8 protein-coding genes are annotated in these 16,758 nt (G+C 71.6%); 1 reads left to right on the forward strand and 7 read right to left on the reverse strand.

Going from position 1 to position 16,758, the window contains the following annotated elements:
* Positions 1 to 7: 7 nt before the first annotated feature.
* A complete protein-coding gene (locus ACZ7IB_RS19140) occupies positions 8 to 451 on the reverse strand; it encodes a roadblock/LC7 domain-containing protein (RefSeq protein WP_470913785.1) in 444 nt (147 codons plus the stop codon).
* On the reverse strand, positions 448 to 3,348 hold the full coding sequence (locus ACZ7IB_RS19145) for a sensor histidine kinase (protein ID WP_470913786.1): 2,901 nt from the start codon (positions 3,346 to 3,348) through the stop codon (positions 448 to 450). The genes ACZ7IB_RS19140 and ACZ7IB_RS19145 overlap by 4 nt, the downstream gene beginning before the upstream one ends.
* A gap of 402 nt (positions 3,349 to 3,750) precedes the next feature.
* Between ACZ7IB_RS19145 and ACZ7IB_RS19150 the strand changes: the two genes are divergently transcribed.
* Complete coding sequence (locus tag ACZ7IB_RS19150; RefSeq protein ID WP_470913787.1) at positions 3,751 to 4,233, forward strand: hypothetical protein; 483 nt, start codon at positions 3,751 to 3,753, stop codon at positions 4,231 to 4,233.
* 320 nt (positions 4,234 to 4,553) lie between these two features.
* On the opposite strand, the gene ACZ7IB_RS19155 is transcribed toward ACZ7IB_RS19150, so the two are convergent.
* From ACZ7IB_RS19155 to ACZ7IB_RS19175, 5 genes are all read right to left on the reverse strand, one after another.
* A complete protein-coding gene (locus ACZ7IB_RS19155) occupies positions 4,554 to 9,371 on the reverse strand; it encodes a coiled-coil domain-containing protein (RefSeq protein ID WP_470913788.1) in 4,818 nt (1,605 codons plus the stop codon).
* Positions 9,372 to 9,430: 59 nt separating this feature from the next.
* Complete coding sequence (locus ACZ7IB_RS19160; RefSeq protein WP_470913789.1) at positions 9,431 to 10,363, reverse strand: hypothetical protein; 933 nt, start codon at positions 10,361 to 10,363, stop codon at positions 9,431 to 9,433.
* Between the two features lie 178 nt (positions 10,364 to 10,541).
* A complete protein-coding gene (locus ACZ7IB_RS19165) occupies positions 10,542 to 12,068 on the reverse strand; it encodes a hypothetical protein (RefSeq protein WP_470913790.1) in 1,527 nt (508 codons plus the stop codon).
* An 83-nt stretch (positions 12,069 to 12,151) separates the two neighbouring features.
* Positions 12,152 to 15,808 (reverse strand): hydantoinase B/oxoprolinase family protein, encoded by a 3,657-nt coding sequence (locus ACZ7IB_RS19170; protein ID WP_470913792.1) that lies wholly within the window; start codon positions 15,806 to 15,808, stop codon positions 12,152 to 12,154.
* A complete protein-coding gene (locus ACZ7IB_RS19175; RefSeq protein ID WP_470913793.1) occupies positions 15,805 to 16,758 on the reverse strand; it encodes an SGNH/GDSL hydrolase family protein in 954 nt (317 codons plus the stop codon). The genes ACZ7IB_RS19170 and ACZ7IB_RS19175 overlap by 4 nt, the downstream gene beginning before the upstream one ends.

Here is a 16,758-nt window from a genome sequence, read left to right on the forward strand (position 1 = left end):
CGTCCACTCACCCCCCGGCGGTCAGACCGGTCGTCCGGGGAGCGTTGGCCAGGTGGGCGCCGACGCGCTTGACCATCAGCGTCATCTCGTACGCCACCTGGCCGACGTCGGAGTCGGCATCGGCCAGCACGGCGAGACAGCTGCCGTCACCGGCTGCGGTGACGAAGAGGAACGCCTCGTCGAGTTCGACGACGGTCTGGCGGACCCGGCCCGCGTCGAAGTGGCGTCCCACGCCCTTGGCGAGGCTGTGGAATCCGGAGGCGACAGCCGCCAGATGTTCGCTGTCCTCGCGGGTCAGGTCCTTGGACGTGCCGGTGGCGAGGCCGTCGCTGGAGAGCACCAGCGCCTTGTGGATGCTGGCGACGCGGTCGACGAGTTCGTCGAGCAGCCAGTTGAGCTGGCCTGAGCCCTGGCGTGCGGCGTTGGGTGCTGCGGCGTTCGGTTCGGTCATCGACCGTCCCCTCCCGGAGTGGTTCCTTGCGCTGTTTCACCGGGACCGGTCACGTCCTCGGCGTTCTGCCGACGGCCGCGCTGCCAGCCGCGTTGGAGCGAAGCCATGCGGCTGCGTACCTCGTCCGCATCGCGCTCGAAGTCCTGAGACGGTTCCGTTACGGCCGGCTCCGCATCGCGGCCGCCGGGGACTTCGCGAAGCTGCGGGGCGAGGCTGGCCTGCCGGATGCGCCGGGGCAGACCACCCACGGTCTCCCGGGCCGCGCTCGGCGCTGTCGGAGGCGCGGGCTCAGGAGGTGTGGCCGGCTCGGCGGGTTTCCGGAAGCCGGTGGGCTGCCGGGGTTCGGTGGGGTGCCGCGGCTCGGTGGGTCCGCCGGTGTCCACGGCGGAGGGCCACGGGACGACGCCCGACGGCCTGATCCCGGCGTCGGTGGAGGCACTGCCGGTTTCGGCCGGACCGGGTGAGGAATCGTGCTCGGCGGTTGTGGGGTGGGTGCGGCCCGCCTCGTCGACCCGGCGTCCGTTGTCGGCGACCAGGGTCGGCGGTTTGCGGCGAGGCAGCGGCACCGGGCCGCCGGGGCGCATCGCCCTTACATCGGCCGCGGACTCCTTTGCCTGGTCGGACACCTGCTCGTGCTGTTCGCGGTCACCGTCGCGCCGGGGGTCGCGGGCACGGAAGATACTGCCGCGTTCACTCCCGGTGTCGTCGATGTCGGAAGTACCGCCCAGCAGAGGGTCGATCAGCGGATCGAGTACGGGGTCGTTCTCGAAGCCCAGCGCTCCGACGGGTCCCTCCAGCTCGACGGGCCCGTCCAGGAGGGCCGGATCCACGAGGCCGGTGGGGACGGGGGCGAGGCCGGAGGGCCTGCCGGCGGCGCGGCGGTCCGGCACGCCGTCCCTGCGGCCCTTGTCACTGCCCGGTCCTTGGCCGGCTGCCCTTGCGCCGCTGCCGATCGCCTTCTCGGACCGGCGGTCGAGGCGGAAGCCGGTGCCGTGCGTCTCCGGGGCGTCGGTGAGCAGCGCCGCCGGGATGAAGACGACAGCGGTCGTGCCACCGTACGGAGAGGTCTGCAGCGAGACACGGACGTTCTGCCGTTGCGCTAGGCGGCTGACCACGAAGAGACCGAGCCGGTCGGTGTCGGAGAGTTCGAACTCGGGGGTCTCGGCGAGTCTCAGGTTGGCGTCGAGGAGGACATCGGGAGCCATACCGAGACCGCGGTCGTGGATTTCGAGCGTGAAGCCGTTGGAGACGCGTTCGCCGTGCACCTGGACCCCGGTGTGCGGCGGCGAGAACACGGTGGCGTTCTCCAGGAGTTCGGCGATCAGATGGGTGAGGTCGGCGACGGCGGGGCCGCCGACACCGATGCGGGGAAGTCGGCGGACCTCGATCCGCTCGTAGTCCTCGACCTCGGCGACCGCTGCCCGTACCACGTCCATCAGCTGGATCGGCTTGCGCCACTGACGGGACGGTGCGGCACCGGAGAGGATCACCAGGCCCTCGGCATGGCGCCGCATGCGGGTGGTCAGGTGGTCCAGGCGGAAGAGGTCCGCGAGTTCATCGGTGTTCTCGGTGCGGCGCTCCATGGTGTCAAGGAGCGTCAACTGCCGGTGCAACAGGACCTGGTTGCGGCGGGCGAGATTGACGAAGACCTCGGAGACCCCGCGGCGCATGTCCGCCTGCTTGACCGCGGCTTCGACGGCGGCCCGTTGCAGGGTGTTGAGGGCCTGGCCGACCTGGCCGATCTCGTCCCGTTCGTACTGGAGGTGCGGTGCCTCGGTCTCGACATCGACCTGTTCACCCGCGGCGAGCCGGCGCATCACGCTCGGCAGCCGTACGCCGGAGACCTCATGGGCGTCCTTGCGGAGCCGGGAGAGGTCACGGATGAGCTCGCGGCCGATGCGTACGGAGACGAACACCGAGGCGAGCAGGGCGAGGAATCCGAGGACACCCGCGACCCCGGCCTTGATCAGGACTCTGTAGCCGGCGGGCTTGCCGCGGTCCTGGAAACGGTTGTTCATCTCGGTGGAGTCGTTGGCCAGCCGGTCCAGGACCGGCGGGGCCACCTCCTGCCAGCGCTCGGCGTCGACCACTCGCGGGTCCTGGGTGGGACCGCCGCTGATGAGGGTGTTCTCCGCGGTCCTCAGCGCTTCGCTGTCCGGGCTCGCCCAGTACTGCTCCACGCGTTGGCGCTCCGACGAGGGCAGCATCTCGCCATTTATCTCGTAGAGCAGCTTGCGATTGGCGACGAGGTCGGAGATCTGGCGCAGTTCGGAAGCGGTCAGCCGTCCGGCGATGAGTGACGAAGCGACCAGAGCGTCTTCGCGGGAGAGCATTTCGCGGGCTCGTGAGATGCCCACGAGTGCGCGGACCTGCTTGTCCATCGACACGTTCTCCATCGTGCGAAGGCCGGTCAGAAAGCGGTAGCAGGGGTCTATGAGACGGTCGTAGAACTCCATCGCCTTGAGGCGGTCGATGGTGCGTTTCTCGACCGAATCGCGGAGTGCGCCCAGGCCCTCGACCGTGCCGAGAACCGCGTTCAGCTGGGATTCGTCCTCGGGCCGCAGTGCATCGCGGATGTCCTCCTGCCGTGCGCTTTCCCTGACATCCGCCACGACACGGTCGGTGGCTGCTCGTTGGCGCTCCAGCAGGGGCAGAGCGTTGGAGGCCCTGGGGTCGGCGAGGAAGACCAGGGTCTGACGGCGCTCGTCCTGAATGGCACGGACTGTGCCCTCCAGAGGATGTCCGACCTTCTCCACGATGGTGCTCGCGCTCATCAGGTGGCCGGCCTCGCGCCCCGTCAGGAAAGTGGCGAAACCCCAGAGTCCCGTGAGGGAGACGAGCGGCACGAGCAGCAACGCCACGATCTTCCTGCGGATGGACTTTCCGCGAAAGCGCATGGCCTCCTCCAGCCCGGCCCCACGGGGCGGTGGTCGTGTTCCGTCAACAAACGGCGCGAGCCTACTACCGACAGAGAGACAACTCGAAGGGATGTCCGGACGATTTTCAGCCGCACTCCCCGGCGTTGGTCATGAGTTTTCCCGGTATTCCGGGCAATGAAATTCGCGAAAGCGGCAGAAGAGACCTGTCAGAGCATCACACTGTTCGGCAGGGCAGTTGGCTGGAATTCTTCGTTCGGTGACGGGTCGAGGGAATCTTCACAGCTGGTCACTCGTCTCTCTGTACGGGTCAGGGGGAACACGGGAAGCGGTCAGGGCAGGACGGTCGGGTCCGCTCGCGTAGAAACGGCGCATGCCGGGCAGCAACCCTGAGGTCGGACAGCGGTGGGGAGTTGAGAGTCCTTGGATACGGAAGAGCGTCGGAGGCCGGTGTCATCGGCACCGGCGGCGACGGCGGTCTCGGCGGCGACCGGCGGGGCGAAGATCCCGTGCCAGCAGCACCGGCAGCTCTGGGTGGAAGAGCCTGCGATACGGCGGCGGATGCCGGACCCGGTCCGTAAGGCCGCCGTGCGTGCCGTGCTCATCATGTCGCTGACGATCATCCAGGCCATGGTGGCGTTCCTGTGCACTCTGGCGGGGTCCTGGCTTGCCTTTCCGATGGTGCTGAGCAGTGTAGGCAGCACGGTGGTTACGACCTGGTCGGTGCTGGATGTCTGGGTCACCCGGCAGGTCTGGAATCAGCGCAACGGCGTGGTGTCCGTACCGAGCAGTTCGGCGCGGCAGTTGCGCCGTGAGCGGCGCAGAGCCCGGCGGGCGGCGCGGACCGCGCAGCGGGACGACGCGCGGATACGCCGCCGGGGCGCGGGCAGCCTCTCGCGGGCCTGAGCACCGCCCGACCTGTCCCATGGATCGAGCCGGGCTCTCGCGGCTTGCGGCCGCGCCGGCTCCTTACTCGTCGTTCCTGCTCGTCGTCCATAGACCGACCGGCAAATGGGGGGGTGGGAGAAGGAGCGGGGCTGGGTGCGTGCAGCTGCAAGGCGGAGGATTGAGCCAACGCGATGGGGTCTCCCCTGCTCGAGCGAAGCCGAGAGCTCGGGGAAGTTGGTGACCGACGACAACGCCGGAGGGGGTCCCCCCTGGCCCTTAAGGCCTTGGGGGAGTGCGTGCCCAGCCCCGTGACGCCGCCCCCCATTTGCCGGTCGGTCTTACTCGTCGGACGGGCCCTGAGCGGGAACCCGGGCGGTGTCGGGCGGCGTCGTGGCGCGCTTGAACATGCGGGTGGCGGTGATCTCGCCGTGCACCGTCTCGCCGTTCGGGTCCTGCTGCGGCAGCCCGGGGCGAAGGTGCTCCTCCACGCTGATGTACTTCAGCCCGGCCCGCAGGTCCGCGTCATTGCGCAATCGGATGACCAGCGGGAATTCGGCGAGCGCCGTGGTGTCGAAGAGTCCGGTCGTGTAGAGCAGCTGTACGCCGAGGGCGTCCGACACCGCTCGCTGGAGCTCCAGCAGATAGGTGGCGTTGGCCCGGCCGATGGGGTTGTCCAGGAACAGCGTGCCCGCGTGCCGGTGCTGATGCCGGTCGCGGCCCCGGTCATTGCTGCGCAGTGCGGCCATCGTGCAGTACAGGGCGATGGCGGCGGTGAGCAGCTGACCGCCGGAGAAGACGTCGCCCATCTGTCCGACCGGGACGCGTTCGGCACGGAGCACCGCGTCGGGCTTGAGGATCTCCACGGCGATGCCCTTGGGCTCCAGCGCCGCCTGCACACCGCGCAGCAGGAGGGACATGCCGTCCCTGCGCAGATCGGAGTTCTTCCTCAGGGCGGCGCGGGTGGCCTCGTCGATGACCTCGCCGAGGCGCTCGGTGAGCGTCGCCTGATCGGGTTCCTCGAAGCGGATCCGGAGGAACTCCTGGCCTGACCACTCCCCCAGTCCTTCGGGGAGCTGGGAGAGCCGCTGGGCGGAGCGGAGGGTGGTGAGCGCGGACTCCACGAGGCCGCGGAGCCGGTCGACGATGGAGTCGCGGTTGCGCTCCAACTGGGCCAGCTCGTCGGTGAGGACACGGAGCCGGGGTGCGAAGGCGGCGGCCCACTTCTCGGCGTGCTCGGGCAGCGCCGCGGCCGGCAGTTCGCGGATCTGCTGGCGGGCGGGGGTGCGGACCTGTTCGTAGCGGGTGGAGTTGGCGTGCCGTACGAGGACGTCGCTCGCTTCCCGTACGGCGCTCTCCGCGGCGGACAGGTCGGCGGCGCAGCCGCGCAGTGAACGGCGGGCCTCTGCGGCAGACTGCCGGGCCTCGTCGAGGCTGCCCGGGTACGGCTCGGGGGCCTCTGTGTCGTCGTCCGCGCCGTGGTCCCTGAGGAGGTCGCGCAGAAGTGCCGCGGTCTCGTCGAAGCCGCCTGCGGAGTCCTCGGCGGTGCGGTGGGCGCGCAGCAGCTCGGCGTGGGCGGCGCGGGCGGTGTCCAGGGTTGCGGTGGCGGAGGCCAGTTCGGCCGTGGCGGTACGCAGGAGGGCCTGGGCCTGCTCGGCATCGGCGGGGACCAGCTCGTCGGGGAGTTCGGTGTGATGGGTCTCGCCGTCGACCGGGGCCAGGCGCTCGGTCTCTCCCCGCAGCCGGCCCAGCTGTTCGCTCGCGGTGGAGGCCCTGGTTTCCAGGAGCTGGACCAGGGATTCGGCGCGGGCGGCGGCCGCCTGCCTGGAGGGGCCGTCGGCGCCGTCGGTACCTTCGAGGAGCTGGGCGGCCCGGGTGCGGACCTTGTTGGTGAGCCGGTCCAGCTCGGCGAGGGCGGCACTCTCGTCGCTCTCCGCGCGGGCCTGCTCGGCGCGCAGGTCGGCGCCGACGCCCACTTTCTCGTACAGCTGGGATGCGGCTCGGTAGGCCTCCCGCAACGTGGGAAGCGCGGGGCGTGGGGTGTCGCCCTCGGGCTCCGGGAGGTGCTCTGGGGCACCTGCGATCTCGGCACGTTCGGCGCGCAGGGCGCGGGCGGTGCGGCGGGCGTCGTCGGCGGCGCGCTGAGCGGCCCTGCGGTCTTCGTCGGCGGCGCGGGCCCGATCCAGGCAGACGGTGGCGCGGGCCTCGGACTCGGCTGCTTCGTCGATCAGTTCGCGCAGTTTCGCCTGCCAGCCCGCGCGTTCGCGGAGTCGGTGGGCGAGGCCCGCGAGGGCGTCGGCGGCGCGGCGGGCGCGCTGGGCGGCCTCCTGGCGTTCATCGCGGACGCGGGCGGTTTCCGCGGCGGTCTCGTCGGCCTCGGCGCGCACGGTACGGGCTTCGGCGAGTGCGGCCTCTGCCGCCTCGGCCGCCGAACGGGCGGTGCGGGCTGCTTCGGCGAGCTCGGCGAGCATGCCGGGCGGGCAGTCGGCGCGCCAGGAGCCGATGCGGGCAGCGAGGGAGCGGTCGGCGGTGAGGCGGGCCGCGAGGGTGCGGATGTCCTCGTCGCGGGCTGCGGCCCTGGTCCTGAGAGCCTGCCGCTCCTCGTCGGCCGCGTGTTCGTCGTGCATCGCCGGGTTCGGCGGAACGAGGAACACCCCTTCCGTGTTCGCGGCCGAGCCCGTGCCGGTGGCCGGGACGGGGGCGAGCAGCGCGGCAGCGGTGCCTACAGCGACGGCGGAGCGCGGCAGAAGGGCGGCGCCGCTCAGGACGTCGCGGGCGCGGGCGTGCGAGTCGGGGTCGGTGATGACCACGCCGTCGACAAGTTCGGGACGGGCGGCGAGTACGGCCGCGTGGTCGGCGGGGTCGACGGCCTGGGCGAGGTATCGCCAGCCGGGGAGGGCGGGGATGCCGTGCTCGCCGAGGTATTCGACGGTGGCCAGGACATCTGGGCCGGGCGGCAGCAGTCCGCCGTCGCCGAGTGCGCCGAGGATGCGGGAGTCGTCGGCGGCCGCAGTGCGCAGTTCGAAGAGGCGGCGCTCGGCGGAGGCGATGCCCTGGTCGAGCAGCTCCCGCAGTTCGTCGGCGCTGCGGTCCAGCTCCTGGGCGGTGAGCGGCTGTTCACGGGCGGCGGGCTGTTCGGCAGAGACGGTGTGCGTGGTGTGGGCGGCCCGGTCCGGCCGGCCTGTCTGGCCTCCCTGACTCGCCTGGCCCCGCTGGCCTGCCTGTTCCTGGTGGTCCGGACTGTGCGGCGCGTCCGAGTCCGTCTCCGCCCCGGCCGCTCCGCTGCGGGGCCGGGGCACGCCTGTGCCGTGCGTGGCGGGCAGGCCCAGCAGGTCGGCCAGACGGTGGTCGGCGGCGAGCGACTCGGCGGCCCTGAGCTCGGCCTCGTACGACTGATCCGCGGCCTGTGCGGCATCTGCGGCGCGCGCCGCGGCGAGTTCGGCACGGCTCTCGGCGGCTGCGGCTTCCCTGGCCAGACCGGCCGCCGAGCGGGCAGCCTCCCTGGCGGTGTCCCATGCGGCGACGGCGGACTGCTCGGCGTCGCTCGCGGCGAGGGCGGCGCGCGCCGGGTCGGCGTCCGGCGCGGTGTTGTCGAGCCAGCCGGCCCGTACCGCCTCTGCTGTCTCCTGCTCGACCTCGGCAAGGCGCTGGCGCAGATGTCCGGCCTCGCTGCGGGCGCGCTGGGCCTCGGTGGCTGCGGTGGTGGCATCGCGGTGGGCGGTCTCGCCCGCCGTCTGAAGGGTGTCGGAGCGCTCCTCCTCCTCGTTGGCCAGGGTCTCGCCGGCCTCCGCCGCGGTGTGCAGGGCCCGTACGAGGTCGGCAGCGGCCTCGGCGCGGGCGGCGAGCGCAGGCGCGGCGTCGCGCTCCGCCTCGCGGATGGCCACGGCTACACGTGCGGAGCGGTCGGCGGCGGCACGGTGTCGCAGTACGGCCTCGGCAGCCTGCCAGGCGGAGTGCAGGGTACGGGCGTCGACCAGTTCGCGGCGCTGGGCGGCAGCGCCCTTCTCCGCCGCGGTCAGGGCCAGGGAGGCGTGCCGGTAGGCCAGTTCGGCCGCGATCAGGGCGCTGCGGCTGCGGGCCTCCTCGGCGGTGGTGACGGTGTGCGCGGCGCCCGTCACCTGTTGGGCGAGCTCGGCGGTCCGGCCGCGATCCTGGCCGGCGCGGGCGGAGAGCCTGCGGGCGAGCGTACGGGTGCGGCGCTCGGCGCCCGCGTGGATGTCCCGGGTGCGGGACCGGGTGCCGGCGGCCTCGACGATCCGGCCGAGCAGATCGACCGAGCCCGCGGTGAAGTCGCGCTCCGCGGTCAGCTCGGCTCGGCGTCCGAGCTTGTTGCCGAAGCCGCTCACCAGGTCGGCGAGCCCGTCCGTGTCACGGGTGTCCGTGACGGCGCGGAGGAGGAGGTCGGTGAAGTCGGAGTCCTTCTTGACCGCGAAGAGGCCGGCCGCCTCGCCCTCGTCGGCGTTCATCTCGCGCTGGTAGCGGAAGAGTTCGGGGTCGAGACCGAGGTCACCGAGGTGCTCGTTCCAGCGGTCGTGGATCTCTTCCCAGTGCACATCGAGGTGCTGGTAGAACTTGCCCGCCTCGGTCAGGGCGTCGCGGAAGCCCTTCATCGTGCGCCGCCGGCCCTGCGCGCCGGAGACGCCTTCGACGGGGCGGTGCACGGATGTGGCCTCGGCGACCGGCAGGGAGTCCAGGCTGAGACCGGGCCCGGGGCGGAAGGAGTACCAGGCCTCGGCGAATTTCCGCGGGTCGTTGGAGACCTGCCGTCCACGCCACTCGCTGACCTTGCCGACGACGACGCACTCGCCGGTGCGGGTGTGCTGCCACTCCAGGGCGACATGCCCGCAGTCGTCGGCGAGCAGGAACTTGCGCAGTACGCCGGAGCTGGCGCCGCCGAGGGTGTTGCGGTGGCCGGGCAGCATCACCGAGAAGATCAGCTTCAGCAGCACCGACTTGCCGCCGCCGTTCTCCAGGAAGAGCACACCGGCAGGGGCGGGGCGGCGCGGCGGGCCGACCGGCTCCTCCTCGAAGAACTCCGCCTGTGCCGGGGCGGGGTTGGGCACGGGATCGCCCACTCCACGCAGGTCAAGCACGGTGTCGGCATAGCGCGCACCGGCAGGCCCGATGGAGTAGAGGCGGACCCGGGACAGCTCGTACATGGCGGCGGACTCTCGTCGTTCAGACAGCGGGGGGAGACGGCGGTGGTGGGGCGGGCCGGTCAGGCGTGGAAGGGCAGACCGGCGTCGGCGACCAGCTCCAGGTCGTCGGGGTCGGGCGGCGGCAGCAGCGTCGCCGTTCCGTCGGTCACCGGTACGACTCCGAGTTCCAGCAGTTCGGCCATGGCGGCGTTACCGGCCATGTCGCGGACCTGGAGCTGGTAGCGGGCGGTGGTACGGAAGGCGCCTCCGGCGTCGTCCCCGGTGCGCTGGAGGAAGCCGGAGTCGGTGAGGAAGGCGACGGCCTTGCCGACGATGCCGGTGGTGGAGCCGGCCAGCCTTCGGGCGTCCTTCGTGGCTCCGGTGGAGCTGCGCCGGGCGTAGATCCGCCAGGCCGCCTCCAGTCCGGGGGCGTCGGTGGCCGGGTCGGTGTTGTCGCCGTGCTCCTCGGCGCGCTCCTCCAGGCGGTGGCACGCCTGGCGTACGAACGAGTCGATGCCGTTGACGGTGATCCGGCCGATGTATGCGTCGTCGGCGAGGTCCTCGGGGCGCGGGAAGGCCATCGCGGCGACGGCGAGGTGCGCGAGCCCGTGCAGGAAGCGGTCGGCGGAGTCGGACGAGGCTCGGCGGGCGTAGTCGCCCATGCGGACGGCGAAGACCGAGTCCTCACCGGCGGTCACGGCCATGCCGGCGCGGGTGGACACTTCCAGGACTACCAGGCCGAGTCCGGTCGCCACTGCGTCGGCGAGCCGGGCGAAAGTGGGCTCCTCCCGGTAGCGGCGGAGCAGTTCGGCGTATTCGGCGTCGCGTGCGGGCAGCAGTTTGGGCTGCAGCCCGAAGGCGACGAGCCGGGCGGCGTCGGCTGCGTCGGCCGGGGTGACGGGTGCGGTGGCGGCTGTGGGCCCTGCCGGGTCGGCGGGCGTCGGGCTCTCGGTCGCGTACGCGGCGGTCGGCTCGCTCCACGCGTCGGCGTGCTGTGCGCGGTGGTCGCTCACGACTGTCGCTCCTCGATGCGGAATCTCTTCGGTACGGGGTGGACGGCGCCGGTTCTCGCGGCGTCCGTCCTGGGCGGCGCGGTCCTGCCCGCGCACACCGCGTGGGCGTGGCGGCGACGTCCATGGCCGACGTGCGCCGACCGGGTCGGCGAGGCATGTGCCTCACGGGGCGCGCCGCTCATGACGCCTCCGAGCGGTCCGCGGCCATTCCGGCCGCGTCCAGCAGGGCCGTACCCACTATCAGGTCCGCACCGCCGAACTCCGGGTCGTCGAGCTGTGTCCCGTCGTCGACGGAGAACAACAGGCGCTGCTCGCCCTGCCGGTAGGCGGTGCCGACCGGCGGACTCGCGGCGTGCACCGCGAGCAGAGCGACCAGATAGGGCAGTTCGGGATCGCGGCGCCGGGCCTCCGCGAGGAGTCCGGAGAGCCGGCGCGGGGCGTCGTGCTCCAGGTCGAGGAGTTCCATGGCGCTCGCGAGCTGCTCCTCGCTGAACCTGCTGTCGTCCGGGGTGGCGATCAGATCGGGTTCGGGCATTTCGGCGCCCAGGTGTTCCCGCTCCAGGGGCGGGGTGAGCAGCATGTCGACGAGGTCGCCCACCCGCACCGAGGTGGGGGTGCGCAGCCCGGTGCCGTGGGCGAAGAACGCGTCCGTGACGCGGATGGCCTGTTCGACGGGGAGCGGCAGCAGAGGGGCGACCAGCTGACCGTAGAGATCGAGGCCTGTGCGGGCCGTGGGGGTGGCGAACGCCTGCCGGTCCTGTTCGGCGCGGAAGAGCGGTCCGGCTTCCAGCAGGCGGGACTGCAACTGGGTGTGGCGGCGGATGCAGTCCTTGACGATGTCGACGAGCTCGGCGGCGCGCCTCTTGTGCTCGGGCTCCTCGGCCTCGTCGCGTGCCTTGCGGATGTTGGTGAGGATCGCGTTCTCGTGGCGGTAGCGGTCGGCGACGTGATCGAGTGCTTCGGCGATCATGTCGGGTACCGCGTTGAGCCAGTCGACGGCCCGGACGTTGCGCCGGGTGGCCTCCAGCGTCTTGCGGAGGGTCTCCGCGTACTGCACGGTGCGGTAGCGGGCCTGCTCGGCGGCGAGCTGTGCGTCCGCCAGGCGGCCCCGGCTGATGAGGACCTCCAGCTTCACCTCGGCGGCGATCTGGGCGCTGGTGACGTCCGTGTCGAGGGCGCCGACGAGAACGTTGACCGCCTCGTCGGTGGCCCGGAGATAGACGGTGCCGCCGTATCCCGGGACCTCTTCGATCAGCTTGAAGTCATAATCTCGGCGGACATACACCCCATCGGGGCCGAAAGTGCCGTACACCGCACGGAATCCGCGGTCGACGCTGCCGACATTGATCAGGTTCTCCAGCACCCAGCGGGCGACCCGCTCGTGCTCGGCGGCCGGGCGGCGCGGGGCCTGCGCGGCGACGCGGGGAAGCAGCCTGGTCACTATCTGGTCGTGATCGGCACCCGTGTCGAAGTCCATGTTGAGGGTGACGAGGTCGATCGCGGCGAGTGCCACCTCGGCCATCGCGTAGACGGTGTACTCGCCGGCCAGATTCGCCTTGCGCACATCGAGGTCGTGCAGTGGCGCCGTGCAGGCGAGCGCCCGCAGCCGCCGCGAGAGCCCCTCGTCGGCGGCCGGGCCCGGGGCAGGCCGCGGCCCCGCGCTGAGCTGGGGCGCAGCGTTGTCCGTGTAGGCAGGCGAAGTCACGCTGCACAGATTAGGTCCTCACACTGACAACGGTCGAAACGGCGCAGAAGCGACCCCTTGCCCGGAGTCGGCCGGCGCCGACCTCACAGCCGTTTCCCGGCGCGTTCCGGGTGGTCGTTCCGGCCCGGCTCCGGGGCTCCGTAGCCCCCGCCGCCCGGTGTGCGGAGCACGAGTACGTCTCCCCGCTCCAGCTCGGCCGTGTCACAGCCACGCAGTGGTGTGACCGCCCCGCCGTCGGAGCGCTCGATGTACTGCTCACCCAGCGCGCCGGGTTCACCGCCCGCCATGCCGTACGGCCGGACCCGGCGGTGGCCGGAGAGCAGCGCCAGGGTCACGGGTTCGAGGAAGCGAATTCTCCGCTCCACACCGCAGCCGCCGTGCCAACGCCCCGCACCCCCGCTGCCGTCCCGTATCCGGAAGCTCTCCAGCAGCACGGGGTAGCGCCATTCGAGGACTTCGGGGTCGGTGAGGCGGGAGTTGGTCATATGGGTCTGTACGGCGTCGGCGCCGTCGAAGCCGTCGCCCGCGCCCGAGCCGCTCGCCACGGTCTCGTAGTACTGGACCCGTTCGTTGCCGAAGGTGAGGTTGTTCATGGTGCCCGAACCCTCGGCCTGGATGCCGAGCGCCGCGTACAGAGCGCCGGTGACGGCCTGGGACGTCTCCACGTTTCCCGCGACGGTGGCCGCCGGATGGACGGGGGACAGCATGGAGCCCTCCGGAATTCTGACCTCCAGGGGCTTGAGGCAGCCACTGTTGAGCGGGATGTCGTCCGCGACCAGGGTCCGGAAGACGTACAGGACAGCCGCCATCACCACGGACTTCGGCGCGTTGAAGTTACCCGGCTGCTGCGGTGAGGTGCCGGTGAAGTCGACGACTGCGCTACGGGTGGCCTTGTCCACGGTGAGGGCGACCTCGATGACCGCGCCGTTGTCGGTCTCGTAGCGGTAGGCGCCGTCGTGCAGTTCGGCGATGATCCGGCGGACGGACTCCTCGGCGTTGTCCTGTACGTGCCCCATGTACGCGGCTACGGCCTCGGTCCCGAACTGTTCGGCCATGCGCCGGAGTTCGGCGATGCCCTTCTCATTGGCGGCGATCTGGGCGCGCAGATCGGCGAGGTTGGTGTCCGGGTCGCGGGAGGGGTACGCCGCGGTGGTGAGCAGTTCGCGCGTCTCGGCCTCGCGGAGTCTGCCGTCCCGTACCAGCAGCCAGTTGTCGAACAGAACTCCTTCCTCGTGGATGGTGCGGCTGAAGGCGGGCATGGAGCCGGGGGTGATGCCGCCGATCTCGGCGTGGTGTCCACGTGAGGCAACAAGGAAGCGCAGCTCCGGCTTCTCACCACCGGTCTCGTCGAACACGGGTGTCACCACGGTCACATCGGGCAGATGTGTGCCCCCGTGGTACGGGTCGTTGATGGCGTACACATCGCCTGGCCGCATCGCGCCACCGTTGCGCCGCAGCACCTCCTTGATGGACTCGCCCATCGAACCGAGGTGCACGGGAATGTGCGGGGCGTTGGCGATCAGATTGCCGTCCGCGTCGAAGAGGGCGCAGGAGAAGTCGAGCCGCTCCTTGATGTTGACGGAGTGGGCCGTGTTCTCCAGGCGCACACCCATCTGTTCGGCGATCGACATGAAGAGGTTGTTGAAGACCTCCAGCATGACGGGGTCGACCCGGGTACCGACGGCCGTGCGGTCCGGGCGCGGGCGGACCCTGGTGAGCAGCAGATGGCCGGTGCCGGCGAGAGCGGCCTGCCAGCCCGGGTCGACGACAGTGGTGGCATCCGCCTCTGCGATCACGGCAGGGCCGGTCACGGTGTCCGCAGGGTGCAGTTCCTCGCGCCGGTGGAGCGGGGTGTCCTGCCATCGGCCGTCGGCGAACATCCTTACGGTGTCGTGCGGTTGAGGTTCTGTGCTCTCGCGGGGTGTGCGGTCGGCCGGGCGCGGTTCGTGCTGTCCCGCCGTTCCGATCGCCTCGACCGACACCGCCTCGACGACCAGGGGTTTGTCCATGGTGAACGCGTAGCGTGCGCGGTGCTCCTCGGTGAACGCCTCGGCCATGGCGGATGCGCTGTCCAGGCCGACGGGCAGGCTCGAGTCCGTACCGGCGTAGCGCAGGAGCACGCGGGCGTGCGTGCTGATCGCGCTGTCGGAGATGGCGTCGGCGCGCAGTTCGGCGCGGGTGCGGGCGGCGAGTTCGTCGCAGAGTTCGCCCACCGCGGTACGGGTCGCCTCGTTCAGTTCCGCCTCGACGGACTGTTCGCGCATCGCGGTGGCGTCGGCGAGACCGATGCCGTAGGCGGAGAGCACGCCGGCCAGGGGCGGTACGAGGACCGTGTCGATGCCCAGGGCGTCGGCAACGGCGCAGACGTGCTGGCCTCCGGCGCCGCCGAAGCCGGTCAGGGCGTAGCGGGTGATGTCGTGTCCGCGCTGCACGGAGATCTTCTTGACCGCGTTCGCCATGTTGAGCACGGCGATCTCCAGGAACCCGGCGGCGACCTCGGCCGCTGTGCGCCGCGTTCCGATGGCGCGCGCCACGTCCTCGGCGAGCGCGTCGAAGCGTTCGCGGACGAGGTCCGCGTCGAGTGGAAGGTTGCCGTCCGGTCCGAAGACTGCCGGGAAGTGCGCGGGCTGGACCCGGCCGAGCATCACATTGGCGTCGGTGACGGTCAGCGGCCCGCCGCGGCGGTAGCAGGCCGGGCCGGGGATCGCGCCCGCCGAGTCCGGGCCGACGCGGTAGCGCTGGCCGTCGAAGTGCAGGACGGAGCCGCCGCCGGCGGCGACGGTGTGGATGTTCATCATGGGGGCGCGCATCCGCACACCGGCCACCTGAGTGCCCAGTTCGCGCTCGAACTCGCCCGCGTAGTGCGACACGTCGGTGGAGGTGCCGCCCATGTCGAAGCCGATGACCCGGTCGAATCCGGCCTGTCCGGACGTACGGGCCATGCCGACCACGCCACCGGCGGGGCCGGAGAGCACCGCGTCCTTGCCCCGGAAGTGGGAGGCTTCGCGCAGCCCGCCGTTGGACTGCATGAACATCAGCCGGATGCCGTCGAGTTCGCGGGCGACCTCGTCGACGTACCTGCGCAGGATCGGCGAGAGATAGGCGTCGACGACGGTGGTGTCGCCGCGTGGTACGAGTTTGATCAGCGGGCTCACCTCGTGCGAGCAGCTCACCTGGGTGAAGCCTGCCTCGCGGGCTGCGGCGGCCACGGCGCTCTCGTGTCCGGGGTGGCGGTAGCCGTGCATCAGGACGACCGCCGCGCTGCGCAGTCCGTCGGCCCGGGCCGCCTTCAGTCGCTCGGCCACCGCATCCCGGTCGAGCGGTGTGACGACCCGGCCATGGGCATCGATCCGCTCGGGGACCTCGATCACCCGCTCGTACACGGCCTCGGGCAGCAGGATGCGGCGGTCGAAGAGTCTCGGCCGGTTCTGGTAAGCGATGCGCAGCGCGTCACGGAAGCCTTCCGTGATGACCAGGACGGTCGGCTCACCGCGCCGCTCCAGCAGGGCGTTGGTGGCGACCGTCGTGCCGATCTTCACCGTGCCGACCCGGTCGGCGGGGACCGGGTCGGTGGGGCCGAGGTCCAGCAGCCCCCGGATTCCGGCCACGGCGGCGTCGCGGTAGCGGTCGGGGTCGTGGGAGAGCAGCTTGCGGGTGACCAGGTGCCCATCGGGATCCCGGCCCACGACGTCGGTGAACGTCCCGCCACGGTCGATCCAGAAATCCCAGCGTCCGGTCATCCCTCCATACTGACCCGTGGCACGGACAACGTCCCGGACGGCACGGCCTGTTCCCCGGCAGCCGGCGCACCGGCCGGCTGTACGGCGGCCAGCGCGCTCCGCAGCGCCGCCTCGGCCCGCCGGTCCAGGCGCCCGCCGGTGCCGCACACCCCATGCCGTATTTCCGCTCCCGCCAGGCACAGCAGCTGCGGCAGCAGATCGGCGCTTCTGCGGGCCAGCCAGCCGGTGCCGGCGGTGGCCAGCCAGAGCCATGTGTCGGCGCGGCTCGGGGGCGGCTGCTGGGGTTCGAGCCCCGGCGTGGCGCCGTGTGCCAGGCCTCGGGCGGCCAGCAGATCGTGGAATCCGGCCGCGACCGTCCGATGACCGAGTTCGGCCGGGTGGAGCCGGTCGGCACTCCAGAGGGAGCGGTCGCGGACCCAGGCCCGGTCCGCCATGTGCAGATGAACGGCATCGTAGCGTTCGGACAGTGCGTGCACGACGGCGTTCACCGCGGCCTGGCGCCGGGCGAGCGGCCTGCCCAGGGGCGCGGGGAGCCCGAGCACGGCGCCGGGGTCGGGCAGACAGGCGGTCAGGAGTACGGCTCCGCTCTCCGTCAGGAGCGCACAGACCTCGTCGAGACGCCGAGCGAGGAGCCGGATGTCGAATGTGCGGCGCAGGGTGTCGTTGACACCGACGACGACGGACGCGAGGTGGGGCCGGAAGGCGGCCGCCGCCGCGGCCTGCCGGTCCAGGACGTCACCGGACTGCGCACCGCTGACGGCGAAGTTTCGGAATTCCACACCCCGCCGGCCGTCCGCGAGCCCTTCGGCGAGCAGTGCGGCCCAGCCCCGTCGGCCACCGGGGACGGGGTCGCCGACGCCTTCGGTGAACGAGTCCCCGAGCGCGGCGAACCGCACCGTGGAGAAGCTCGACGCAGTGGAAGCGTGCGGTCCCGGGATGCCTGACGGCAC

The organism is Streptomyces sp. NPDC037301, from assembly GCF_055602785.1.

Excerpts from the sequence above, each read along its gene's own strand:
- ACZ7IB_RS19140 (WP_470913785.1), bottom strand. The coding sequence starts at position 451 with ATGACCGAACCGAACGCCGCAGCACCCAACGCCGCACGCCAGGGCTCA.
- ACZ7IB_RS19145 (WP_470913786.1), bottom strand. The coding sequence starts at position 3,348 with ATGCGCTTTCGCGGAAAGTCCATCCGCAGGAAGATCGTGGCGTTGCTG.
- ACZ7IB_RS19155 (WP_470913788.1), bottom strand. The coding sequence starts at position 9,371 with ATGTACGAGCTGTCCCGGGTCCGCCTCTACTCCATCGGGCCTGCCGGT.
- ACZ7IB_RS19170 (WP_470913792.1), bottom strand. The coding sequence starts at position 15,808 with ATGACCGGACGCTGGGATTTCTGGATCGACCGTGGCGGGACGTTCACC.